26 protein-coding genes are annotated in these 24,959 nt (G+C 44.4%); 18 read left to right on the forward strand and 8 right to left on the reverse strand.

The window, feature by feature from the left end; genetic code table 11:
• Window positions 1-241: 241 nt before the first annotated feature.
• Window positions 242-763 (forward strand): DUF2058 domain-containing protein, encoded by a 522-nt coding sequence (locus BCU07_RS05150; protein WP_016786196.1) that lies wholly within the window; start codon window positions 242-244, stop codon window positions 761-763.
• Window positions 764-891: 128 nt separating this feature from the next.
• Here BCU07_RS05150 and BCU07_RS05155 read toward each other — a convergent pair whose 3' ends face one another.
• Both BCU07_RS05155 and BCU07_RS05160 read right to left on the reverse strand, forming a co-directional pair.
• Entirely contained in the window at window positions 892-1,113 is a 222-nt protein-coding gene (locus BCU07_RS05155) for a hypothetical protein (protein WP_102427808.1), read from the reverse strand.
• Between the two features lie 307 nt (window positions 1,114-1,420).
• Window positions 1,421-2,305, reverse strand: coding sequence for a LysR family transcriptional regulator (locus tag BCU07_RS05160; RefSeq protein WP_017068270.1), 885 nt, complete (start codon window positions 2,303-2,305; stop codon window positions 1,421-1,423).
• Between the two features lie 132 nt (window positions 2,306-2,437).
• On the opposite strand from BCU07_RS05160, the gene BCU07_RS05165 reads away from it, so the two are divergent.
• Both BCU07_RS05165 and BCU07_RS05170 read left to right on the forward strand, forming a co-directional pair.
• Window positions 2,438-3,448, forward strand: a complete 1,011-nt coding sequence (locus BCU07_RS05165) for an aldo/keto reductase (protein WP_017059146.1) — start codon at window positions 2,438-2,440, stop codon at window positions 3,446-3,448.
• 9 nt (window positions 3,449-3,457) lie between these two features.
• Window positions 3,458-3,850 carry a GlcG/HbpS family heme-binding protein gene (locus BCU07_RS05170; RefSeq protein ID WP_017066157.1) on the forward strand — a complete coding sequence of 131 codons (393 nt, stop codon included), beginning with the start codon at window positions 3,458-3,460 and terminating at the stop codon, window positions 3,848-3,850.
• Window positions 3,851-3,962: 112 nt separating this feature from the next.
• Here the strand turns inward: BCU07_RS05170 and BCU07_RS05175 are convergent, their stop codons facing one another.
• Window positions 3,963-5,336, reverse strand: coding sequence for an L-cystine transporter (locus BCU07_RS05175; protein ID WP_017059148.1), 1,374 nt, complete (start codon window positions 5,334-5,336; stop codon window positions 3,963-3,965).
• A 185-nt stretch (window positions 5,337-5,521) separates the two neighbouring features.
• Window positions 5,522-6,217 (reverse strand): NAD-dependent epimerase/dehydratase family protein, encoded by a 696-nt coding sequence (locus tag BCU07_RS05180; protein WP_017059149.1) that lies wholly within the window; start codon window positions 6,215-6,217, stop codon window positions 5,522-5,524.
• Between the two features lie 718 nt (window positions 6,218-6,935).
• Between BCU07_RS05180 and BCU07_RS05185 the strand changes: the two genes are divergently transcribed.
• From BCU07_RS05185 to BCU07_RS05235, 11 genes are all read left to right on the forward strand, one after another.
• Window positions 6,936-7,547 carry a flavin reductase family protein gene (locus BCU07_RS05185; RefSeq protein WP_017065519.1) on the forward strand — a complete coding sequence of 204 codons (612 nt, stop codon included), beginning with the start codon at window positions 6,936-6,938 and terminating at the stop codon, window positions 7,545-7,547.
• Window positions 7,548-7,604: 57 nt separating this feature from the next.
• Window positions 7,605-8,651 carry a nicotinate-nucleotide--dimethylbenzimidazole phosphoribosyltransferase gene (cobT, locus tag BCU07_RS05190; protein ID WP_102427809.1) on the forward strand — a complete coding sequence of 349 codons (1,047 nt, stop codon included), beginning with the start codon at window positions 7,605-7,607 and terminating at the stop codon, window positions 8,649-8,651.
• Entirely contained in the window at window positions 8,651-9,457 is an 807-nt protein-coding gene (locus BCU07_RS05195; protein WP_017066160.1) for an adenosylcobinamide-GDP ribazoletransferase, read from the forward strand. The genes cobT and BCU07_RS05195 overlap by 1 nt, the downstream gene beginning before the upstream one ends.
• Before the next feature lie 9 nt (window positions 9,458-9,466).
• Entirely contained in the window at window positions 9,467-10,087 is a 621-nt protein-coding gene (gene cobU, locus BCU07_RS05200; RefSeq protein WP_102427810.1) for a bifunctional adenosylcobinamide kinase/adenosylcobinamide-phosphate guanylyltransferase, read from the forward strand.
• Between the two features lie 9 nt (window positions 10,088-10,096).
• Window positions 10,097-10,714 (forward strand): alpha-ribazole phosphatase family protein, encoded by a 618-nt coding sequence (gene cobC / locus BCU07_RS05205; protein ID WP_017059155.1) that lies wholly within the window; start codon window positions 10,097-10,099, stop codon window positions 10,712-10,714.
• A gap of 139 nt (window positions 10,715-10,853) precedes the next feature.
• Entirely contained in the window at window positions 10,854-12,650 is a 1,797-nt protein-coding gene (locus BCU07_RS05210) for a M3 family oligoendopeptidase (RefSeq protein ID WP_017066161.1), read from the forward strand.
• A 278-nt stretch (window positions 12,651-12,928) separates the two neighbouring features.
• On the forward strand, window positions 12,929-13,957 hold the full coding sequence (locus BCU07_RS05215; protein WP_017059157.1) for a succinylglutamate desuccinylase: 1,029 nt from the start codon (window positions 12,929-12,931) through the stop codon (window positions 13,955-13,957).
• 133 nt (window positions 13,958-14,090) lie between these two features.
• The gene (gene btuC, locus BCU07_RS05220) at window positions 14,091-15,086 is read left to right on the forward strand and encodes a vitamin B12 ABC transporter permease BtuC (protein ID WP_102427811.1); all 996 of its coding nucleotides are present in this window, start codon (window positions 14,091-14,093) and stop codon (window positions 15,084-15,086) included.
• The gene (gene btuD / locus BCU07_RS05225; protein ID WP_102427812.1) at window positions 15,073-15,831 is read left to right on the forward strand and encodes a vitamin B12 ABC transporter ATP-binding protein BtuD; all 759 of its coding nucleotides are present in this window, start codon (window positions 15,073-15,075) and stop codon (window positions 15,829-15,831) included. Before btuC ends, btuD begins: the two co-directional genes overlap by 14 nt.
• Before the next feature lie 29 nt (window positions 15,832-15,860).
• Entirely contained in the window at window positions 15,861-16,220 is a 360-nt protein-coding gene (locus BCU07_RS05230; protein ID WP_102320089.1) for a DUF6559 family protein, read from the forward strand.
• A 487-nt stretch (window positions 16,221-16,707) separates the two neighbouring features.
• Entirely contained in the window at window positions 16,708-18,174 is a 1,467-nt protein-coding gene (locus tag BCU07_RS05235) for a lytic polysaccharide monooxygenase (protein WP_102427832.1), read from the forward strand.
• A 224-nt stretch (window positions 18,175-18,398) separates the two neighbouring features.
• On the opposite strand, the gene BCU07_RS05240 is transcribed toward BCU07_RS05235, so the two are convergent.
• The 3 genes from BCU07_RS05240 to BCU07_RS05250 form a co-directional block, all read right to left on the reverse strand.
• Window positions 18,399-18,632, reverse strand: coding sequence for a hypothetical protein (locus BCU07_RS05240; protein WP_102427813.1), 234 nt, complete (start codon window positions 18,630-18,632; stop codon window positions 18,399-18,401).
• Window positions 18,633-18,691: 59 nt separating this feature from the next.
• Complete coding sequence (locus tag BCU07_RS05245; protein ID WP_017068279.1) at window positions 18,692-19,411, reverse strand: hypothetical protein; 720 nt, start codon at window positions 19,409-19,411, stop codon at window positions 18,692-18,694.
• 98 nt (window positions 19,412-19,509) lie between these two features.
• The gene (locus tag BCU07_RS05250) at window positions 19,510-20,349 is read right to left on the reverse strand and encodes a LysR family transcriptional regulator (RefSeq protein ID WP_017068280.1); all 840 of its coding nucleotides are present in this window, start codon (window positions 20,347-20,349) and stop codon (window positions 19,510-19,512) included.
• 192 nt (window positions 20,350-20,541) lie between these two features.
• Here BCU07_RS05250 and gntH point away from each other — a divergent pair, with 192 nt between their 5' ends.
• From gntH to BCU07_RS05270, 4 genes are all read left to right on the forward strand, one after another.
• A complete protein-coding gene (gene gntH, locus BCU07_RS05255; RefSeq protein WP_017068281.1) occupies window positions 20,542-22,167 on the forward strand; it encodes a guanitoxin biosynthesis MBL fold metallo-hydrolase GntH in 1,626 nt (541 codons plus the stop codon).
• Window positions 22,168-22,293: 126 nt separating this feature from the next.
• Entirely contained in the window at window positions 22,294-22,809 is a 516-nt protein-coding gene (locus BCU07_RS05260; protein WP_017068282.1) for a hypothetical protein, read from the forward strand.
• Between the two features lie 184 nt (window positions 22,810-22,993).
• Window positions 22,994-23,503 (forward strand): hypothetical protein, encoded by a 510-nt coding sequence (locus BCU07_RS05265; protein ID WP_017059165.1) that lies wholly within the window; start codon window positions 22,994-22,996, stop codon window positions 23,501-23,503.
• A 115-nt stretch (window positions 23,504-23,618) separates the two neighbouring features.
• Entirely contained in the window at window positions 23,619-24,107 is a 489-nt protein-coding gene (locus tag BCU07_RS05270; RefSeq protein ID WP_017068284.1) for a GNAT family N-acetyltransferase, read from the forward strand.
• Between the two features lie 115 nt (window positions 24,108-24,222).
• On the opposite strand, the gene BCU07_RS05275 is transcribed toward BCU07_RS05270, so the two are convergent.
• Window positions 24,223-24,798 (reverse strand): nucleoside triphosphate pyrophosphohydrolase family protein, encoded by a 576-nt coding sequence (locus tag BCU07_RS05275; protein ID WP_017059167.1) that lies wholly within the window; start codon window positions 24,796-24,798, stop codon window positions 24,223-24,225.
• Window positions 24,799-24,959 lie beyond the last annotated feature (161 nt).

Genomic DNA, 24,959 nt, shown 5'->3' on the forward strand with positions numbered 1-24,959 from the left:
CGCGAATAATAGGGTCAGTTAATGCTTTCGAGTCGGTGGAACAGCCAATATTGGCGTGCTTAAGTGAAAACTGTGTGTCGCGGTAAAGTGGAGGTTGTGAGCAACAAGAAGGGAATATGGACACAGCTTAGAGCTATCAGCATAAATTTTGCGATTGTTCTGTAATTTACTCTTGTTCAGTAAACAGAAACCTCAAAAACAGGTATGATAGTGCCGTTTTTAATCCTGAACTGGGAAAGTCATGGCAAAGTTAACACTCCAAGAGCAGATGCTTAAAGCTGGCTTGGTAAATGAGAAAAAATTAAAGAAGGCGAAGAAAGGCTCTAAAAAGTCTCGCGTTCAGTCTCGTGAAGCAAAAGCGGCAGCTGAAGAAACTAAACTGGCGCAGCAAGCGAAAGACAAAGAGCTAAACCAACAGTTGAAAGAACAACAGTTGAGCAAAGAAATTAAAGCTCAAGTGAAGCAACTGATTGAGATGAACAAGATCGAACAGAAGAACGGTGAGATCAAATACAACTTCACCGACGGTACGCTAGTTAAATACCTTTACGTAGAAGATCTGACTCAAAAGCAACTAAGTAAAGGCATTCTAAGTATCGCGCGTCAAGGCGAGAGCTATGTTGTTATTCCAACAGCAGTAGCGAACAAGATTGCTATGCGCGACGAAGAATCTATCGTTGATACGCAGGCAGGTAGCACAGACGAAGTAGACGAAGATGACCCGTACAAAGACTTCGTGATCCCAGATGATCTAATGTGGTAATCCGTTTTACCTAGCTCCATTCTAATGGCGAGCTAAGTTTACAGGATCTAAGAATGCAGCGAACAATCACTCGATTGGCGCTGCATTTTTTTTGGCGCGAAATGACTTCAACAAATCTTGAATAACGCTTAGTGTTCTGACATGCCGTAAACAAGGCTACCATTGGCACTTGCATGCTCGATAAAATCGGTATTAGCGCGCTGTTCGTGTTGATCATAGCCATCGAAGTAACAGTCGCCAATTTCATTGCGCGGGCAAACGTGAATGTGGTCTTTTATGACCAGTTCGGTAGAACAACATGGGCAATGTCTTATATGTCCAGTGAGTCCCGTAGATCGATTTGGTTTCATACATCCTCCTGATAGGCACTGTAATCTAATTGCCTATTTGCACCCTAAGTTACGCAAATTAGTGTGTCGTTATGATTTCATTTTTAAGTCAATAAAAAACGATTCCTAGAGTGAATGTTTAGGTATTAATGTAAATGTAAGAGCAAGAAAAAATAAAAGAACTAGGACGAGTAGGCTTGAAAGTAGATCGGCCATATAGTCGACTTTCACTGGTATCACATTCAGCCGAAGAGGTTGAAGTAGAGCTCGCTACGACGAATATGTTGGCCAGATGAAACCAACAAGCCCTAGTGAGCTGTGCATCATTTTATCGACTTAAGCTTTCAAAGTAATGCTGAACAAATTTAACGAACACTTGGTGTTTCTTTGCCGGATAAATAACTTGCGGATAGAACAGATAAATACTGTTGCCTTGTTGCAGACATTCATCAGGCAGCACTCGCTCTAATTCTCCCAGTTCGACCTCTTTCGCAACGTAGTAACTTGCAATACGGATGATGCCACTGCCTGCCATAGCTTGTTGCTTAAGCAGGTGGTTGTCATTACTTGAAAGCCAGCCGGACACATCAATATTTACCGATTTTAAAGGCCACTCGGTTTGGTGCAGAGTTGCTAAGCATTGATGATCACTTAAGTCACTCACATTGGTAGGGCGACCAAATTGGTTAAGATAACCGGGAGTCGCGACTAAATCATGTTGATAGCTAATCAAGTGTTTCGCCACCATGTTGTCAGGTGGCGTATTGGTGGCACGAAACGCGATATCGATATCATCTTGATTGAGATTAAAGTTGGTGTAGCTACTGTTTATCTCGAAACGAATCTCAGGGTATTGCTGCCTAAACTGTTGGCAGATATCGAATAGATATACCTCAGTAAACATCTTTGGCGCAGTGAGGCGTAATAGGCCTTTGACGATGTCGTGTTGCTCAGAAACACTGCGTTCAAGCTGTAAGACTTGCGAGCGAATCGTTAAGCCTTGTTGTAACGCGCGTTCGCCTTCTTGGGTTAAACGAACACTGCGAGTGGTTCTGACCAAAAGCGGGCACTGTAAATCGTTCTCTAAACGTTTGATCTGTTCAGAAAGGTAGCTCTTAGAGATACCGAGCTTTTCGGCTGCCTTGGTAAAGTTGAGTTGCTGAGCAAGTTCTACAAACAGGATCAGTCGTTCTATTCTTTTGTGTTCGTTCATTCGCGCGTTCCTACCAATCTATTGTTCGTCATATCAAACAATCATTTCGTAACTAGCATATTCTGTTTTTTAAAAAGAACAATATGATAGAGGCATATTTCTGGTCAGCAAATCTTCTAAGCGAGAATCGATATGACGAACAGCACTGAATCTACAAACAAAACGAATGACAAAAAACGTATCCCATTATCAAATTATCTACCGAATGTTGGGCAAATTGCCTATGGCTGCATGGGGTTAGGTGGTGGCTGGAATGATAATCCAGTGACGAGTGCGGATGTTGCTCAAACACGAAGCGTAATCGGCACCGCACTAGAATCGGGCATTAACTTATTCGACCATGCGGATATCTATACCTTCAGCAAAGCTGAGCAAGCCTTTGGTCAAGCATTACAACAAGCGCCTGATCTGCGTGAACAGATGTTCATTCAATCTAAGTGTGGGATTCGTTTTGAAGGCGAGGGCAATGTTGGTCGTTATGATTTCTCGGCTGATTGGGTAGGCCAATCGGTAGACGGTATTCTCAATCGATTGAATACTGAAAAGCTTGATGTGCTGTTATTGCACCGCCCTGATCCTTTGATGGAACTCGATGAGCTAGCAAGAACGTTAGAGAACTTAAAAGCGCAAGGTAAGGTCGATTATTTTGGTGTGTCGAACATGAACAGCCATCAAATTCAGTACCTGCAATCTGCGCTTGGGCAACCCATCGTCGCGAATCAAGTTGAGATGAGCTTAGCCAAATTGGATTGGTTGAATGATGGGGTGATGATTAACTCGCAAGGGCACCATCAATCAGACTTCGCCGCAGGCACTCTTGAACATTGCCAATTGAATAACATCCAACTGCAAGCTTGGGGCTGTTTGGCACAAGGCCGATTTGCTGAGCAAGGTTTGTATTCAGAACATGAAAACGTGAAAAAGACAGCGCACTACGTGGCTCAGTTAGCGAACCAATATGGCGTAGAAAGTGAAGCGATTGTGTTGGCATTTTTGCTTCGTCACCCTGCTCGTATCCAACCTGTAATTGGCACCACAAATCTAGAGCGAATCAAAGCTTCGGCAGTCGCGACTCAGATAAACCTGTCTCGTGAAGAGTGGTACAACCTATACGTGTACTCACGTGGTCAAGCACTGCCATAAGGAATGAATATGTTGAATCAAAAGATCGCGCAACAACTGGTGTCTAACGCTCTAGACATTGCTGAGCGTAATCAACAAGCAATCGCGGTGAGCGTGTGTGATACGCACGGTGAGTTACTGGCGTTTATTCGCATGGATAATGTGAGTGTTCAAGCCGGATTGTTAGCACAGAACAAAGCTTATACATCTGCAAGAGATAGACAGCCAAGCGGTAACTTAGGTGCTTGGGCGAGAGAAACTGGTAAAGACTTAAGTTACTGGACTGACCCAAAGATCACTGGCTTTAAAGGCGGTGTTCCCATTGAATTAAATGGGCAGGTGATTGGCGCTATTGGTGTCAGCGGATTAAGTGAAGACGACGATGAAGCACTTGCCGAAAAAGTCATTCAACTTGTGTTCTAAGCTGTTGCTCGTGAAGTAATGGAAGTTAGAAGTAACAGATAATAAAAAACCGATGCATGTGCATCGGTTTTTTTGTTTAACGAGACTCAAGTGCTTGAATCAATCGAACCCATTAAGCGTTCGCTTGTTCCAGATCTTGTTGCTTGTCTTTCTTGCCTAATAGGCGGCTTGTGATCGTACCGGCTGTCATAGCACCAGATACGTTAAGCGCCGTACGTGCCATATCGATAAGTGGCTCGATAGAGATAAGCAGTGCTGCAATCGTTACAGGAAGGCCCATAGCAGGAAGTACGATAAGCGCCGCGAACGTTGCACCGCCACCTACGCCAGCAATACCGAATGAGCTCACTGTGATAATAGCAATCAGAGACAGAATGAAGTTGATGTCCATTGGGTCGATGCCAACTGTAGGCGCAACCATGACTGCTAGCATTGCAGGGTAGATACCCGCACAACCGTTTTGACCAATCGTCGCACCGAAAGAGGCAGACAGGTTAGCAATCGCTGGTGGCACGTTTAGCTTAGTGATTTGAGCTTCAACGTTCAGTGGAATTGTTGCTGCAGAACTACGAGACGTGAAAGCGAACGTCAGTACAGGCCAGATCTTTTGGAAGTACTCTTTCGGGTTTACACCAACAAAAGAAACCAACACACCGTGTACGACGAACATCAGTAGAATCGCAACGTAAGATGCAACGATGAAACCCAGTAGGCTGAGGATGTCAGAAGCACTTGATGTTGCAACTACCTTCGCCATTAACGCTGCGATGCCGTATGGCGTTAGTGCCATGATCATCTTAACTAAGCGCATAACGATAGATTGTGACGCTTCAACGAAAGTACGGATTGGAGATTCTAGTTCTTCTTTCTCTGCCATCACTTTACGAGCAGCGATGCCCGTTAGCACACCAAAGATAACAACCGCGATGATAGACGTAGAGCGAGCCCCCGTTAGGTCTGCAAATGGGTTAGTCGGAATAAAGCTGATCAGCATTTGTGGAATTGTTAGGTCTGAAACGCTACCGATGCGGCTTTCAAGTGTTGCGATACGTGCTGTTTCGCGAGCGCCTTCTGTTAAACCTTCAGCAGACAGGCCGAATGCTTGCGTTACAACAATACCAACAATCGCAGAAATCGCGGTTGTTGCTAACAGTACAGAAATGGTGATACCAGAAATCTTGCCCAGTGAGCCGCCTTTTTCAAGCTTCACTACTGCTGCAATCATTGAAACCAATACTAATGGCATGATCACCATTTTCAGTAGGCCAACATAACCACGGCCAACAATATTTACCCAGTCTAGTGTTTCGTTGATGACCGGATTGCCTTCACCAAATAACAGCTGTAGACCAAGACCAAATGCGCTACCAAATACTAAACCGAGTAAAACGAGGCGAGAAAGTGTGTTTTCTTTTTTCTGCTGTCCGTAGAGAAAAAAGAGGATACCAGTGAATACCGCTAAGGCAGCGATAGCTGAAAATGACATTTGTTTTCCTTATGAATCTCTTTAAATCGATAGGGCGCTTAAATATATGGGCGCAAATACTGTTAGCTACAGTAGCGACCTGTAACAAAACGTAAAATAAGGAAAAGTAATTTATTAGAACGATTAGTAATATCCACTCAATAGGATGGGTGGATATTCAACATTGTGATGAATAGGTGAGCTTTTTAGCGATATTTTGCCAATAAATTGAGCATGTCACTTGACGAGTAAATTTCGATATTTTGGAAATTATTTTCGAATAACCGGAACAACATTGCTTTGGCTACGTCTTCCGACTGAATAGGGCGTAGGTTTTTGAACTTACCAAGCATAAATGGAGACAGCAGAGGAAAGACACTTTGCAGGAGTTTTTCATCAGCTCTAGGTTCATCACGCTCACCCACCAGAGGCCCAGGGCGTGCGATGAAAAGCTGCTTGAAGCCAATACGTTTTAAATTTTGTTCCATTTGTCCTTTACAGCGAAGGTAGTGCGAATAGGAATCTGGTGAAGCGCCATAGCTAGAAACGACCGCTACGCGTTGAACCCCAAGAAACTTCATCGACTGTGCGACTTGGCTAACCAGTTCCACATCGATTTTGCGAAGCGCTTCTTTTGATCCTGCCTTTTTCTTAGTCGTACCTAAGCAGATAACGCCAAGATTAGGCGTCGCATTCGTGTCATCCCAACTGGTAACTTGCAGGTCGCTGTGAATGAGTGTGTGGAGCTTGTTGGAATCAAACTGTGAATCTAACGCTCGGCGAGATAGGGCATAGATATGATCAACGGCGGGTTCATCGATGAGCAACTTCATCACATGATGACCAATTAACCCGGTTGCACCAGCCACCACGACCGATGTTTTGTCTCCAGAAATGCTCATTTTAATCCCTTCTTCACTCCACAAGTGCTTGTTTAATATAAACAGTGTTTGAATTTTAAGCGAATAAAAGTTTGTTAAACGAGTGGTCAGTAGTATGTGGGGAGTCGCCTGTTTATGGAAAAAGAGATGATTTAGTTTGGCTCGACGCATAAGTACGGTCTGAAGCATAAGTACGATATGAAACATAATGGCGGTGGGAAAGATAAATGCGGTTTGAAACTTAAGTTAGGCGTTAAACATAACAAAGCCCGCTGGGCGACGGGCTTTGTTACTTTTCTTGCTTCTTACTAGGTAAAGGACAGTGGGATTTTCCTTACCTTTTTGCTAGCTTTCTTACTTGATTTATTTGGTTTTCTTTTACTTGAATTTGGAATCATTACACCTCCTAAATCGTTGTTCTGTTTTGTCTTTCAATCGATTGTCTTTCTTCGTGTAGCGTCAGTGTTGTGGGCATTCACTGTATGGGTACTTATCAATGGAGAGATTAATAAGTAATTTAGATAAGGCATAAACGATGCCAAAATGTAAGTTATTGATAAATCTATTATCAGTATTATTTGTGTTTTAGGGTTCGTCAATTTGACTGTCAATCTGAGAAAAAACCAGTGTGATCTGTTTAAATTAAGAACACTCTCTGCGGTTTCTGCCACATAGCCATAGATACAGCCTTGCTTAACACGTAAACTGAGTCGTAATTCACATAGACCAAGGACGTGCTATGAACCTCAAGCTTGATACTCTTGCTCCCACTCAAATTTATCACCTGATGACACAAACCGTTGTTCCTCGCCCGATTGCGTGGGCATTGACGGAATCTTCTGACCAAGAGTACAACCTCGCGCCTTTCTCTTATTTCACGCCTGTTTCTAGTAATCCGCCGTTACTGATGTTATCGGTTGGGAAGAAGCCGTCCGGCGAAATCAAAGATACCACTCGTAATGCCCTAGAAACGGGTAAGCTAGTGATTCACATTGCTTCTTCAAGTTCTGCCGAAACCATGACGGCGACAGCAGCTACCCTTGAACATGGTGATTCGGAAGTCACCGCGAATAACATTGATCTGGTTGAATTTGAAGGCTTCTCTTTACCGAGATTGAAAGAGTGCGCGGTCGCTTTTGGATGCACCTTGTACGAAGTAAAAGAGGTTGGAGAAGTGCCACAAAGCCTTATCTTTGCTCAAGTCGAAACCGTGTACATTTCCGAAGACGTGATCGACAAAGACAGTGAGCGTCTTAAGATCGACGCGTTAGCACTTGATCCTTTATCTCGATTGGGTGGCGGTGAATACGCCACGCTTTCCAATGTGTTTTCTGTCGCACGCCCTAAGTAGCAATACCTAAGTAGCAGCCCTATATCAACGTACCCAGAATAAGCGTTTTTAAAAACTATGTTAGATACCCAATACTCGCAGTACATCCAACACCGAATTGACCAAAAAACCAAGCCACTTGGCGCACTTGGCTTACTAGAAAAAGTCGCACATCAACTGGCTTTGATTCAGAGCCAAGGCAAAGAAGCTGCGGTTGAACACATCGAATTGAATAAGCCAAGTATCATCATTTTTGCAGGTGATCATGGTATTGCAGATGAAGGTGTGAGTATTGCCCCGAGTGCTGTCACACAACAGATGGTATTGAACTTCTTAAGCGGCGGCGCGGCGATTAACTGTTTTTGTGCGGTGAACAACATCGATATTACGGTAGTCGACACGGGAATATTGTTACCAGTCGAATCTGATAGCCCAATGTTGATCTCCCAGCGTTTGGGTACACGAACCAATAACTTTGCCAACGAAGCTGCAATGAGTTTAGAAACAGTCGAACGTGGGATTGAACTAGGTTCAGAGCTTGTATCTAGAACTATTTCGAATGGCACCAATATCATCATGTTTGGTGAGATGGGCATCGGCAATACCAGTAGTGCGTCAGCGATTTTAAGTGCGGTAGCAAACCGAACTGCTGCAGAGTGTGTAGGCTTAGGCACTGGTATCAACAACGAACAGCTTGCACGTAAAGTGGCTGTGGTTGAGCAAGGTGTCGCGCGTTGCAAAGGTTTAGATGCGAATGAAGTTAAAGATATTAAAGAGGTACTCGCACAAGTCGGTGGCTATGAAATCGTTCAAATGGTCGGTGCTTTCCTTGGCGCTTACCAAAACAAAACCCCAGTATTAGTCGATGGCTTTATCGTGTCGGTTGCGGCGTATGTCGCGACTTTAATTGAACCGAGTTGCCGAGACTATATGATCTTCGCCCATCGCTCTGAAGAGTCAGGACACAAAATTCTGTTAGAGCTGCTCGACGCTGAGCCACTGCTCGATCTTGGATTGAGATTAGGCGAGGGCACAGGTGCTGCGCTAGCTATGCCAATCATTCGTGCGGCAGCCGAGTTCTATAACAACATGGCGAGCTTCGAAAGTGCTGGAGTCACGGTTTAATGAGTGATGCACCAGAAAGATCGTTGAAAGATCGAGTTACTTATCAGTGGGAGCTTTTTGCGCTGGCGATGGGTTTCTTTTCTCGCTTGCCAATGCCGAAAAACACGCCCTATTCTACAGAGCGAATGAACCGTTCTGGTCGCTACTTTTCAACGGTTGGTTTGTTGCTTGGTGTTCTGTGTGGCGGTGTGTTCTTGCTACTTGATGTGGTACTGCCGAGTGCAGTAGCGATCTTTTTGATGATGAGTTTTAGCCTGATGCTCACTGGCGCATTCCATGAAGATGGTTTGACTGATATGGCCGATGGCATTGGTGGCGGCATGACCCTAGAACGCCGTTTGACCATCATGAAAGACAGTCGAATCGGTACTTATGGTGCGTCTGCTCTGATTATGGCTCTGCTTGGCAAGTGGGTGCTGTTGAATGAACTCATAAGCATGACGGGACTGTTTATGGTAATCGTGACCAGTTATACCTTTAGCCGCGCGATTGCTGCATCGCTAATTTACGACATGCCTTATGTCAGTGATTTAGATACCAGTAAAAGTAAACCATTGGCCAACAAGCAAACCAAAGGCGAACTTGTCTTCTTGTTGCTGGTAGGCGTGCTGCCTAGCCTGTGGTTTGGTCTTGAATTCGCTTTGGTTTTATCTGTCGTCGCCTATCTGTTCAGAACAGGTTTTAAAACGTGGTTAACGGCTCGAATTGGCGGCTTTACTGGGGACTGCTTGGGTGCGGCTCAACAGTTAATGGAGTTGCTGACTTACCTTGTATTCATTACTGCATTTTACAATGGCTTTCTATAACGGCTTCCTATGACCAACACGAGTGAAACTATTCAAGCTAATCAAATTAATCAAGCAAGTCAGCGAAACAGCCATTTGGTATTGGGCGGGGCTCGTTCTGGTAAGTCTAGTTTTGCAGAGCAACAAGCATTATGTGCGCTTGAAGCATGTTCAAATGGACGCCTCAATTATATTGCGACAGCGACATATCTTGATGATGAAATGCGAGAACGAATCGCGCACCATCAACAACGTCGTGGCGAGCAGTGGATTGAGCATGAAGTACCCGTCGAATTAGCCGAAAAACTGCAGTCTTTTGAGAAAGAAGATGTGGTATTGATTGATTGCCTAACCTTGTGGTTGAACAACATCATCTTTGAACTGGGTGATGACGCAACTAATGAACAGGTTGAAGCCGTGGTTGAAGTATTGGTCAAAAGCGTCGAGCAAAGTCCGGCGCAAATTATCATGGTCTCTAACGAAGTCGGTTTAGGTGTGGTGCCGCTGGGTAAAGTGTCTCGCTTGTTTGTGGACAATGCAGGACGAATGAACCAAGCGCTAGCTCGCGTCGTTGAGCGCGTCACGCTGGTTGCTGCCGGATTGCCGCTGCACTTAAAACCATCTAATCACTTGCTTGATATTCAAGGCTAGGTCGCACACATGGTCAATGGAACAACCAAAAACATCTATTTGTTAAGACATGGCAAAGTCGAAGGAAAAGCTGCGCTCAATGGTTTATCTGATGTGCTGGTCAACTCTGATCTTCAAGAACAGATATGTGAGGCACTAACTACACAAGACATTACCTTTGATAGCGTGGTTAGCTCTCCACTAAGACGATGTGGTGATCTCGCGAGCTTGTTTGCAGAGCGTATGTCTGTGCCTTTATCAGTTGCATCGGGTTTTCAGGAAATGAACTTCGGTGAAGTAGATGGTGTCCCATTTGATGAACTTGAAGACAAGTGGGGAATGTTAGAAACCTTTTGGAAAGACCCTGCTAATCATCAATTAACTGGCGCAGAAAGTTTACAGAGCTTCCACGACAGAGTAACTCAAGCTTGGTCGCAACTTTTGAATGATTCAAGTGACAACATATTGTTGGTTACTCATGGTGGTGTGATTCGCATACTGCTAGCGCACTGCCTTAATATTGATTGGAAAAACCCGAGTTTGTACTCGAAGTTATCGATAGAAAACGCATCGATAACGCATATTCAAATCACTCAGTTTGCGCAGAGCTTTATCAGCGTTAAATCGATAGGGATACCTGTTCTCTGAGTGTTCAAAAAACACAGTTTAAGAATTAACAATCTTTTAGATCTGTAAATAGAAACAGAAATATAAATAGAAGTATAAAGCGGCGTTCACAGCCGCTATACCTGATTGGTATTACTACCTACGTGAAAGGAATTTAGTCATGACAACACCAAGTTGGGATCTAAGCATTGCTTATAGCGATCTTAATGATGCAAAAATCGAACAGGACATTGAACTCATTCAGCAGTGCATTGAGCTGTTGAACCTACACGTTGAAAAGCGTCATATCATTCTAGCGATGCAAAACGCGATTCAGACTTCAGAAGCGGCAGGCACGTTACTGAGTACAATCAACACCTTCGCTAATTGCCACGCATCGGTCGACGCGACACACACAGAAGCGAAAGCATTGCTTGGTCGTGTAGCGAAGCTGAACTCTGAAATGTCTCAAGCGTTCAGCCCTTACGAAGATACGCTAATTCACGCAGAACCAGAATTTATTGATGCAGTATTAGAGCATGATAGTGCGGACGTAGCAGGGCAGCGCTTTGCGATTGAAAGCTCTCGTAAGTTATCAAGCAGCCGACTCAGTGTTGCTGAAGAGCAGTTATTGGCAGCGATGAAGGTTGATGGTCGTGACGGATGGGGTCGTTTATACGATAACCTAACCGGATCTTTAAAACTGTCGCTAAAGCTGGACGGTGAAGAGGAAGCCCTAGGCTTTTCACAAGCCGCGAGCCTGTTGTACGGCAGCGAATTCGACAAACAAGAACCAGCATGGCGCGCGGTTCAAGGTGCGATGAAAACGCACCAAGAGTCTTTTGCTTCGATTCTAAATGCATTGGCGGGTTGGCGACTGACTGAAAACAAAAAGCGTTCGAAGATTAGCGATGTGCATTTCCTAGATCCAAGCCTACACGGCAGCCGCATTGTGCCAGAAACGCTAGACACCATGATGTCGGTAGCGAAAGCTAATCGAGCTGTTGGTCAGAAAGCAGGTTTGTTAATGGCAAGAGTTCACGGGCTAGATGAAATGAAGCCTTGGAATCACTTAGCTGCGATGCCGCCGCTGGGTGACGCTGAATCTAAGGTTTACCCATTTGATGAGGCGATCGACGTGATCAAAACTGCGTTCGCTGAAGTAAATCCAGAGATGGCTGATTTTGTCGCTTTGATGGTTGATAATGGTTGGATTGATGCCGCACCAGCAGCCAACAAACGTTTAGGCGCTTACTGCACCAAGTTTGCTGCTACACGCACTCCGCTTGTGTTCATGACATGGAGCGGTAGCCGCTCAGATTTAATGACATTGGCACACGAGTTAGGCCACGCGTTCCACAACTGGGTGATGAAAGACATGCCGTTGTGTCAAACACGCTACCCAATGACGCTAGCAGAAACCGCTTCGATCTTTGCTGAAAATATCGTTCGAGACCATTTGTTAAAACAAGCACAAACACGTAATGAGAAACTTGAAATGCTGTGGGAAGAGCTTTCTTCTTCTTTGGCATTAATGGTGAACATTCCCGTTCGTTTTGAGTTTGAAAAAGCCTTCTACGAGCAGCGTGAAAAAGGCGAGCTAACGGCTCAGCAGCTGTGTGACTTGATGGAAACGACTTGGAAAGAGTGGTATGGCGATGCAATGACAGAAGCTGACCCTTACTTCTGGGCGAGCAAACTGCATTTCAGCATCTCTCAAGTAAGCTTCTACAACTACCCATACTTGTTCGGTTACCTGTTCAGTAAAGGTGTTTACGCTCAGCGCGATGCGAAAGGTGAGCAATTCTACGGCGATTACGTTTCGTTGCTTCGTGATACGGGCAGCATGATGGCGGAAGAAGTCGTTCAAAAGCACTTAGGAATGGACCTGACTCAAGCTGATTTTTGGCAACAAAGCATCGACATGGTCAAAGTTCAAATCGATGAATTTGAAAGATTGCTCGATCAGGAAGATTAATTGATCTCAATCTGTTCATAGCAGGTAAGAGCTGTGTTAGCTTACGTGGCTCTTATCTTGCTGGCATAACCTGAGATAAGCCGAAACAACCAAAAGTCTCTTTAAATAGAGAAAGTTATTTGGAACAGATGTCGGTTAGTAAAGTCAGCAGGTAATATAAAAATATATGGGTAGTATTTGTGAGTGATAACGGAGTTTCTGTTGATAAGTGCGATCCTAGCAACACAATTTCTATGTACAATTTATTAACATAAGGCCGTGCAATTAAGGAGTAGCGCATGACGAAGACCCTCTTTCGCCAATCATTTCTTTTTGACAGCCTAGATCTTGAGCAAGAAGTGTTTGCAGGACAGACCGTACTGAGTAACGGTGTTCAAATTAAGCTTCATCAACGCGGTGTCTTGGAAGTGATTCCCGCGGATTTTAATTCTGAAACCAAGAACATCATTTTTTCAACCGGTGTTCATGGCGACGAAACTTCACCAATGGAGCTGATCGATAAGCTCATTGAGGATATTGAAACAGGTTTCCAAGTAGTAAACGCGAGATGCTTGTTTATCATAGCTCACCCAGAAGCCACTAACGCGCATACTCGTTTTCTTGATGTGAACATGAATCGTCTGTTTGATGAAAAGCAGTACGAGAGCAATCGAGAAGTGGATATCGCGAAGAACTTGAAGTTCTTGGTGACTGAGTTTTACAAAGAAACGGAACCTGCCACTCGTTGGCATCTAGATTTGCACTGTGCAATCCGTTTATCTAAGCATTACTCGTTTGCAGTGAGCCCTAAAGTTCGCCACGAAGTACGCAGTAAAGAGCTGTTTGATTTCATTAACAGTGCGCACGTGGAAGCAGTGTTGTTGTCAAATGCGCCAACCAGTACATTCAGTTGGTACAGTGCTGAAAACTTCGAAGCGCAAGCACTGACAATGGAACTAGGGCAGGTCGCGAGAATTGGTGAGAACCAACTTGATAAGCTAACGGCTTTTGACTTGGCGATGCGTAACTTGATTGCTGAAGTTGAGCCAGAGCATTTACCTAAGCGAACCATCACTTATCGCGTGAGCAGAACCATTGTTCGTTTACATGATGACTTCGATTTCATGTTCTCAGATTCTGTAGAGAACTTTACCGCGTTCAAGCACGGTGAAGTATTCGGTCATGATGGTGATAAACCGTTAATGGCTAAGAATGAAAACGAAGCGGTGGTGTTCCCTAATCGTAATGTTGCTATCGGTCAACGAGCAGCCTTAATGGTGTGTGAAGTTGAAACGCGATTCGACCATGGTCAGCTTGTGTACGATTAATATCGACTCGGGTTTAAACGACGAAAACAACCGCTCAACTGGTTGAAATATCAAGGTTCACATTACGGTGTGAGCCTTGAGTTTATTTGGGGATACAGGTAAGGTTACGCGAACATTTTCAAAGTAGCTTGATATGGATTTCCAACAACTTCTTCACCAAAAACAGCGCAAATGGACTAGAGCCATTTATCTGATGGCAGCACTGCTTGTCGCGCTGAGTGCAATTTACCTAATGGTTGGCGATCTCTTCATTTCCCCTCTGGACACCTTGTCCACGTTAGAACAAAAACTACTGATTGATTTACGCTTACCTCGACTATTGGCGGCTATTGCGATCGGGGCTGGGTTAGCTGTATCTGGCGCAAGCTTACAAGTCTTATTGGGTAACGTATTAGCAGAGCCAGGTGTGCTCGGCATTTCTGGTGGCGCAAGCTTGGCGATGGTGATCGTGCTGTTCTTCTTGCCGTTTGCTCCTACGCCTGAATTATTTATGATTGCCGCCGTTTTAGGCTCGCTTTGTTTCACCGTGATACTGGTGAGCATGGTAAAAACGATGCGACTCACTACCGCGAAACTTTTGCTGGTGGGCGTGGCGTTAGGTATTCTTTCTGGTGCGATGGTGACGTGGGCATTCTATTTTAGTGATGATCTTAGCTTACGCTTATTGATGTATTGGCTAATGGGTAGCTTGGGTGGTGTAACTTGGTACCAACACTCGCTCACGTTAGTCATGATCCCCGTTATTATCTGGCTGTGCCTGCAAGGTAGCAAGCTAGACAAACTCATGATTGGCGAGACCCATGCTGCGCAGTTAGGCGTGAACGTTCCGAGATTACGTTGGCGTTTAATCTTCGCTGTGTCTATTTTAGTCGGCTGCGCAGTAGCGTTAGGTGGCGTGATCAGCTTTGTGGGTTTGGTTGTGCCACACTTACTCCGTTTAGCGATTGGTACCGACAACCGATACCTTCTTCCTTTGTCTGCCGTTGCCGGTGCCGCGTTACTGGTGTTTGCTGATATTTGCGCACGTACATTACTCGATTCTGCGGAATTACCCTTGGGTGTGATGACAACCAGTATCGGTGCACCAATCTTCATTTGGATGTTAATTAAAAATCATGATTCAAATTAAGAGCCTGAGCGTCGGCGCTCGTTTATTACCACTATCATTTGAGCTCAAGCAAGGGCAGGTGACTCATGTCATCGGTCCTAATGGCAGTGGGAAAAGTACCTTATTAGAAGCGATATCTGGCGTTGGTGATGGCTACAAAGGTGATATAAAGTTCGACGGACAAGACTTGTCAGTATTATCACTACAAGATTTATCATTGCATCGCGCTTATCTTTGTCAAAGTGCAAGGCCCGCCTTCAACTTGGAAGTCTTCCAATACCTTGCGTTATCACTGCCAAGTTCATCACATGGCCTTGATACTGAAATCAACACGGCTTTGGAAGAGATAAGCCAGATGTTGGACATCACAGACAAACTTCATCGTTCAATTCAGACACTGTCTGGTGGTGAATGGCAACGCGTTCGTTTGGCGGGAATGTGCCTGCAAATTTGGCCGACGCTCAATCCTTACGCAAAGCTCCTGATCCTAGACGAACCTGCAGCGCCGTTGGATATTGCTCAAGAAGCGTTGCTGTATAAGCTCATTGAACGAGTGGCTGAGAAGGGCATTGCGGTTATTATGGCTAACCACGACCTGAACCGAACCTTGAGGCATGCCGACCAAGTACTGCTGCTCGAAAAGGGCGTACTACAAGCATCTGGCAGTGCAGAGCAAGTGCTTGTGCCTGAACAGCTAGAATCCGTATTTAACACGCAAGTAAAAAGCATCTCGGTCGACAATCAAACTTATCTGCTGTTTGGTTAACTTAAGCTCATCAATACAAGGCAATCTATATGTTTAGATATATTCAACGACGACGAATCAAGAAAGTAATCAAATCACTTTCTGCAAAGTTGGTGAAAGCGTACGGAAGCAGTGACTTTTTCTCTATTGGGCAAGTAGAAACGAGTTCATGTGAATTAAGTAAGCGCCAACAACTGGTTGCCTTAGCATTGTTTGCTGATCCACAAGACCTTGCTGCTGAAATTGCTCCAGCCATTCAATTGCTGCGTAATAATGTGTCTAATGACTTCTTCGGTGGTGAGGAATATAACGCGCGTGATGTACTTAATTTGTTGGGCGGTGGCGGTTGGAAGGGCGGTCGTATGGACGATGATATGTCGAATCGATTTGGCATGAATAGCCGCTATTAGTTTAGCTCGTTCAAATTAACGTTTAATGATTTATCCATTTATAAACGTATACGCTCAATAGCTTAGCGACTTTACAGCAGTCTCAACAACGTAATAATAATGATGATAAAAAGCACTCAATATCATTATTTATGCGAGCGTTCCACTCCAATTAATTCAATGAAAAAATACCTTCCTAGCGATCTATTTTCTTAGGGAATGCGTAATTTTTGTCGGTAAAAATTGATAATTCGAACCAATATCATCTATCTCTAACGCATTTCTTTGAGTTGTGTGATTCTGATTCCTTTCAAAATAAATCCCACTTTTATTGATAGTTATGACGTATATATTTTCCGTGTTCTTTAAGTCAGAAACTATAAACCCTCGAACTGCAATATTGATTAGTAAATGTCCAATCAATATTTCATATGGGGGTAAAATAATAGAGAGTGGGAAAGTGAAAACAGCAAATAATAATATTCTAAAAATAGCAGTGGGGATGGCTATGCTATCCAGCGTACCATCAGTAGCAAACGCTCATGGCTGGTCTGAATTTCCAAGTGCACGTCAGAATACGTGCTATGAACAAGGCGGGGTTTGGTCGGGTACACCACCAAATGCAGCATGTGCTCAAGCAAAAGAGATTTCAGGGTCATATCCGTTCGTTCAACGCAACGAGTATGCGAAAAACATTCAAGACTTCAACAACATCAATGCAGTGAAAGCGGCGATTCCAGACGGCACGTTATGTTACGCCAATGATTCGCAAAAACGTGGCATGGGTGCACCTCATACAGGTTGGACTCGCACCGAGTTAAGCACTGGTACATTTGAATATGTATTCAATGCGACTGCACCACACAACCCGTCATTCTGGGAGTTCTACCTAACCAAACCAAACGCCGACCTGAGCCAAGGCCTAGCGTGGGGAGACTTAGATCTTATCCAAGAAGAGGGTAACGTTCCGGTTAATGGCGGCAAGTACCGCATTAATGTCACTATTCCTTCAGACCGTTCTGGCGATGCGATTCTATTCGTTCGTTGGCAACGTGATGATGCTGCGGGCGAAGGCTTCTACAACTGTTCAGACATCACTATCGCGGGTGGCACAACCCCTCCACCAGAGCCTACACCTCAACCTGATCTAGTCCGTGGCGACCTGTTTGTTTCTGACCAGTTTGGTACGCCAGAAATTGGTGATACGGTTAAGTACGACATCATCAACAAGTACGGTGAAGTCGCGCGTAGCTTCGACATCGTTATCGACGCTTCAAACGTTAACGATTGGGCTCGCTTGTTGGCTTCAGAGATTAACGGCTGGCACGAAGAGTTTAAAGATGGCGCGATCTTCATTGGTGATTGGCACGCTGAAATGCAGCACTACATGTACTTCCAAAACGATCCTTCACGTAACTTCTTTAACTCAAAAGATAGCCGTGCTTCTGGTCAGTTAACGCTGATTGATGGTGGCGACGGTGGTGTTGAACCATTAAAAGGCGACATCTACGAGCTAGTGAAGAGTGACAACGTAGTGAATGCTGGCGACAAAGTTGTAATTGCAACAAGCGAAGCGGCGACATTGACTCAAACTCAAGGTACTTCTGTAAGCATTCAAAATAACGGCACGGCTTCTATCGTAGTTGATACCACTGGCATCACTGCAAACGAAACTTTATCGTTTATGGCTAGCTCGATTGAAAGCGACAGTGTTGAAACCTTCACTTTTGAAGTAATTGCTGATGACGGTGGCGTAACACCAGACCCAGATCCAACGCCGGATCCTGATCCGACTCCTGACCCAGACCCTACGCCAGATCCAGGTACGTGGGACTCATCAGCGACTTACCTTGGTGGCGAAGTCGTGACTTACTCGAACCAGTCATGGAAAGCACAATGGTGGGTTCAAGGTGGTACTAACCCTAAAGCGACTTACGAAAATGACAAATGGGGCGTTTGGCGTCCAGCCAACTAATCTTAACTATTGTTAGTTAATTAGCCTTGCAATAATAACCAAGACACCACACTTTTTGACGAGTGTGGTGTCTTTTTTAGCGTCTGCATTTGCGGTTTTGAATGTCATCAGCCTAGAAAAAGTGATTCAGGAACGGAGTCTTAATCACTCAGCACGGCTCTATAAGAAGATGAGAGTTATATAGAAAACAAGAGCTATATAACGTTTTGTAATGTGTTGAAGAATTATTCCAGAGTAAGGTTTTGCTTAATCTCATCGTTAAGATACCCCTGATCAAAATCTGGTGTCATGAATTCGACGAAGGAGGAGTCTAGATAGCTGGTTTCTAGATAACTCGGCTCTAGATAATGGGAGTCTAAGTGATCAGCACTTACGTAGGTGGGAATCGCAGAAAACAAAACGATACTGATCGCTGCAGCGATATCAATGGCTTTGTTACGTTGAGAAGTAATTTTCATAGTAGTGCCCTCGAAAGGTGGGCAAATCCATCTGCCTATGAGAATTGAATCTGAGATATTTAGAAGTCGTAAGACAAACCAAGTGTGATGATGCTGTCGTTGTCGATCGGGCCCATCGATTGGCCGTTCAAGTAAAGGTCACCTTCGTTGGTGTTGAAATAGGTGTATTTCACGTAGGGTGTCCAGTCGTCGATGCTTTTAGAGAGAACGACTTCGTGCTCATTGGTACGGTAGTCGCCTTGATGAAAGATTACGTTGTCATCGTTGTGGGTAAACCCGCCATTGGATCCATCACTGTTTTCGTGAGTGTATTGATAAGCTAAATCCCAGCCTGCGAGTGAGTACCCCGCACCGGCGATGAACTTATTGGTGTTGATCGTGGTGTCGCTTACATTCTCGAGTACTTGCCCTGACTGGTTATATCCCAATCCACCGAATACATTGAAGTTATCATTGACTTGGTAATCAATAATACCTTCGATTAATAACTCTTCACCGTTGTCCCATTTACCGAGTTCACCGTATAGGTTGAACGTGAAGGACTCGCTGATGTGAAAGTCGTGGCCGTAACCCGCTGCTAACCAACCTTGGTCATCAAAACCTATATAGACTTGTCCATTTTCTGAGGTATCGATTAATGCGCCAGCTTCTGTGGTGTAGACACCGTTATCAGCAGCATTAGAGGCAACGTTTTGTTCGATGTAAACTTGAGTCGAAGTCGCAAACGCTGCGCTGCTGAGTAACGTAAGTGGTAGAGCAATAAGGTTAAGTTTTTTCATGGATTCTCCAGTGTCGTTCTATTGAATTAACTTGCTGGAGAGTATGTGATTAAACTGAATTTATATTAATAGGGTTAACTTTAGTTAAAACCTCAGTTTCATTTATGTTTCCTTAATGCTGATTTGATTGCTTCACGGGTTTTGATGTGCTGTTCGTCTTTAGCGTAGCGGCGGTGATAGAGCATTCGAAACGTGATCGGTCTTAATTTGATGGGGATAGGGTGAACGCGTAAGCCAAGCGCTGGTGCAAGCATTTCTGCAAAAGAGCGAGTAGAAGCGGCGATATAATCTGTCGTGCTTGCCAAAATCAGCATGCTTGAAATTGAGCTGGTTTCAATTCTGACTTTTCTCGGCTCGATATCGCTCTCTGATAAAAACTCGACCGTGTTCATGTTGGCGCGTTTGATCTTGAGCGCAATATGTTCCTCTTGGAAATACTCTTCTTTACTTAGTGTCTCACCAATTCGAGGGTGGTTGATTCGAGTCAGACACACGGGCTCCTCATCGACGATGGTTTCTTCAATCAATGAGTGTTTCTTACTCGAAAGTACATCAATGACGATATCTACTTTTTGTGCAGTAAGCGCATCAAACAGTTCTTCCTCTTCGAGTGGCGCTTCCGTAAAGCTTACGCCTTCAACCTGGCTAACGAAATGAAGCAAGCTCTCTGTGCAATAGACTTTAAGGTCATTCTTTTGCTGCTCAACCGTTCCAATGATGTTCAATGGGTCTTCTATCTTATTAGCGAGTGATACCGCTGCTCCAGTGGGCGCGATACCTCGTCCTTCTCTCACAAATAAAGCCTTGCCCACGACCCCTTCGAGTCTCTTAATAGCCGCGCTTACCGCGGGTTGAGAAATATCGAGCTGCTCTGATGCCACGGTGATAGAGCTGTGTTTGTAAACGGCCAAAAATGTCGTCAGTAGATTAAGGTCCAAATTCAGTTCCCTCTATTCTTATTGCACTCATCCAAATCATGGTGGAGTCGTTATTGACTCATAAATGAAATGGAGGTTTTAAGTAAAGTTTACACTATATATCAAGGTTCTGTTTATTAATAAACTTGTTTGCATCGGAGTGAGGAAGGAACTTCATTCATTTACTAAATACTCAGACCGATAGGTGAAACTATGAGAACTTTCGCAAAATTATCAATCATCTCTACAGCAATGATCATCACGACAACCGCTTTTGCTGCTGACCCAATGATGCAATACAACACCAAGCAGACTAACTCTGATATTCAAAAACTCGAGAAATTTGAATATCACGAGGGTGAAACCCTTGAAGAGTATCTGAGCACTCAACCTAAGGGGAACTTGTACTCTTCAGAAGAAGAAGTGCTTTCTGTGTTAATGGGCGGTGTAAACAATGGTGACTATCGCAAAGAAACCAATTCAGGTTGGAAAGAAGGCCTGATGTTTGAGGGCATTGCACCTTATGGGGATCACATGGTGTCTGGCGCCAACTGGTTCCCACGCACTGAAGAAGTCCAACCGGATGAAATGCGTGTCACGTTCATGGGGACATCACCAATGATTCGCCCGGGGCAGGCAAACACCTCGATATACGTCGAATTGGGTAACGGCTCTAACTTTGTCTTTGATTTAGGTGAAGGATCAATTGCGAACTACGTAGCGGCGGGTGTCGCGATGAATGAACTCGACCATATCTTCATTACTCACTTACACGTAGATCACTACGGATCATTACCTTACCTGTATCAATTTGGTGGTTGGAATGGTCGCTGGGAAAAGCCGCTTAACATTTATGGCCCGAGTGGTGCGACTCCAGAATATGGCACTCGTCATATGATTGAAGGCATGCAGCAAATGTTGAACTGGCACACCGATGCATTTGATGTGTTCCCATCAGGCAACGACATAGTGGTACACGAGTTTGATTTCCGCGACGACGGTGGCGTTATCTATGACCAAGACAATGTGGAAGTGATTCACTGGCGACGCAGTCACGCAAAAGATGGCGCGTCTGGTTACCGCTTGAATTGGACTCAAGATGACGGCCGAGTGCTTTCATTTGTTTGGACAGGAGACGGTCGCCCAACAGAGTTGGATTTGAAATACGCAAAAGGCGCAGACTTGTTCATTACTGAACTGCAAACCGAAACGTTTGGTGTGTCTTCGATTATTCAAGGTGTGCCGCCATTCTTAGCACGTTACACCGTTGATACTCACCATACACCAGCGTACGCGGCGGGTTATGTGGCGAATGAAGTACAACCGCGTTTGTTCATGACAACGCACATGACATTCGACCCATATCTTAATGAGGAAACCGTTGCAGAGGTTCGCCACCATTGGCAAGGGCCTTACCACTTCGGTGCGCCAGATGGCATTGTCGTTAACATGACTAAAGATAATGCGTGGGTTCGTGAAGGTATTTTACCTGATTTCCCGAATGCGCGAGCGCCACAATTTGATATGGCCGATGGGTCTGACTTTAGAATCCCGCTGCCGAAAAACAGCCGTGAAGACATACAAGAACAAGAGATTCGTGATTTAGAGTTGGATCCAAAACTGTACTACCCAGAAGGCTACCACCCAGAGCTGTTAACTGAGTGGCCAGTCGACCGTGACATCGTGATCCCAGCTGAACAAGTACCAGAAGCAATGAAGCAAGGTATGAACACCAAGCAAGAATACATGGATAGAGTGCGTGCTCACCACAATCTTGAGCGCAAGTCGGTAAGTCGTCCAACTGAGCCTGGTGAAGGAGCAGGAACCGACAACAAATAGGGTATTTGTAGTGAGGGCTGATATTGCCCTCACATCCTAAAAAGTTAGGTAAATAAACCCATTCTCTTACTCAATCATAAAAACTATTGCTTACAACATCTTTGCTTAGAATATCTGGAGTTCATTATGAAAAAATCAATTTTAGCGGTCGTCATTCTATCTTTAGTGTCAGCGTCTGTTTTCGCTAACGGACAATCAAATGCTCACAACTATCAACCTGGTGCGACGAATAACTCAGAACGTTTAGCGGATATTGATCCTAACTACGAACTGACCTTACCTTCAGAAAAAGAAGGCTACACCATGTATGACAACCAATCCATGTCAGATGGTGGGACCTACACAACGTATGTCAAACCGAATCCTTCCGATGCAATGCATGTAGCCGATGAAGGCTCGCTAAAAATAACGCATGGAGAAGGTGGTGTCATTATGACGGAATACACCACAAAGAATGGCCAACACACGTTTTCAGTGATGTGCGGCTACACCTCGGGTCCATCGTACTGGGCTGACGGAAAACCAGCGAAGGTATGTGAAGAGGCGCAAGCACTAGCGGTTGCATTGGAAGCAAAAGGTGAATGGGAGGTGAAGCCAATGACTTACACCATCGCACCAGCAAGAATCGTAGTTGATAAGTGATTTTTGTCTACAGAACGCTCGTTATATCGAGCCTCGTTATCCAATCATATTGATTATTTGTAGTGAGACAGAGGGTACTCAGGCTGAAATGCTCTTAAAGTTCCCCTCAGCTTAGCTCAAATAACAAGAAGCTAAGTCAACCAACTAATCAAATTTGTATTCGAAAATACAGAAGGTCTATCCTATGAAAAATACCATTAAGCTACTGGCTATCGCATGTGTTTTACTTACTCCAATGCTTGTCGCCGCTGCCGAACATAATCACAGTCACAATCATTTTAACCCTGAATTAGAGCAACTTGGCGACGACATTATTGGCCTAACCGTGTGTTACAAAAATGGTCATCTATCAGATGAGAATCAAGAGCCTGCGTTTATGAACCTTATCAACCACGCCAATGTAGAAGGTGAGGAGCTGGGGATGTTCTACATGGACAAATTGGGCCCTAAAGCCGAGCAAATCATGAGTGATGATGAGGCTCGACGTTTATGGACCGAAGAATATTGTGCTGATTTAACTGATACCTATTTGGACTCACACAAGTTAGCTCAAAGAGCAAATGAACACAAAGGTTATTCCCACGGACACGATCATGGTCATCACCATAATCATGACCACCATGGACATGGCGATTTAACGCCGGAGGTACTTGAGCAAGATATTGAGAGAGGGCGTTTACTCAGTATCAATTAAGCCCAATAAGATAAGTTCATCTAACCTATTGTTAAATATTCACTATTTGATAGTGTGTCTAGGTGCACATTAAGGATGTGTTTCATATTTAGCGATGAAAATAGTAGGAGTTGCGATGAGTATTATAGTGAGACGGTCTGAACCGTCAGATGCAAAGGGAATAAAAGAAGTTTACGAATGCACTAATGCTTATACCGGTACGCTGCAACTCCCAAATCCATCTCTGGAAAGCTGGCAAAAACGAATCTCTAATATGCCTGACAACGTGTACTCGTATGTCGCGATGATCGACGATGAGATTGTTGGCAACTTGGGAATGGAAGTGTGTGTGAATCCAAGAAGACGACATGTGGCTTCATTTGGTATGGGTGTTAAAGACGATGTGTTAGGCAAAGGTGTCGGTAGCCAACTGCTCGCAACAGCAATCGACTTGTGTGATAACTGGATTAACATCAAGCGAATGGAGTTAACGGTGTATACCGATAACGAAAGAGCGATCAGTCTGTATAAGAAGTTTGGTTTCGTGATTGAAGGAGAGTCCGCAGGGTTCGCTTTCAGAAATGGCGAATATGTGGCGGCTTATCATATGGCACGACTGGTATAGCGCTTAGCTACACAGTTAGAATTAACTGACAGATAATAAAACGCCACGTTATTTAAACGTGGCGTTTGCTATTTTAGTGAGCTGCTCGTTTTAACAGCTTCATACTCAGTGCAACTTAAGCCGTTAGTGGCTCAAGGTTCGCAGGACGGTAGTGTACAGATTTTAGTACTTTACCTTGGCGAACTGTCTTGCCTTCCGATACGAAATCTTCCGCACACTTAGCGATGATGTATTCGCCTTTTTGAACCGCCATCAGCTTGATGTTCTGCTCAGCATAGAAAGCTTCTGTTTCAGCATATTCAGTTTCGTTGCGACATACTTTGCTCATGTTGCTTGAGTGTACTTCGTCCCAGCAAGGTAAGAAGTCAATTGAGCGGTTTTTAGAAACATTCAACAGTAGGTCGATCAGGTAGCTGATTGCTAGGTTGTCTTCAACCTTAGCTTGGCCAAGGTGAACCAGACGTCCCATCAAAACATAAACGCTGTCTACGATAGCGTCCGCTTGTTCGATTTTAGAGTCAGCTTCTGCAAGTTCTGTTAGTTCTTCGATCGCTAGAGAGGTATGTAGCGTATCGCCTTTTTCGTCCATTGTTTCAGGAGCAGCAACAGGCAGATCAAAAGTACTGCGGAACTCTTCAATGTCGCGGTAAAGGTGATCGTAGATTTCTTGGCTTAGTTGAGAAAGGTTCATTTTCCTATCCATTCTGTTTCGTTAATGGATTATTTTACCAAAGCTAGGAATAGGGTGCTAACGCAAAGTCGAAGAAGTCGACTTTTATTCATTGGACCAATGAGGTATTTTGCATACAAACCAATTGATTATTATGTTTTTTTACACTTTACTCTTCTTAA

The organism is Vibrio sp. 10N.261.54.E10, assembly GCF_002877735.2.
Lineage (GTDB): Bacteria > Pseudomonadota > Gammaproteobacteria > Enterobacterales > Vibrionaceae > Vibrio > Vibrio crassostreae_C.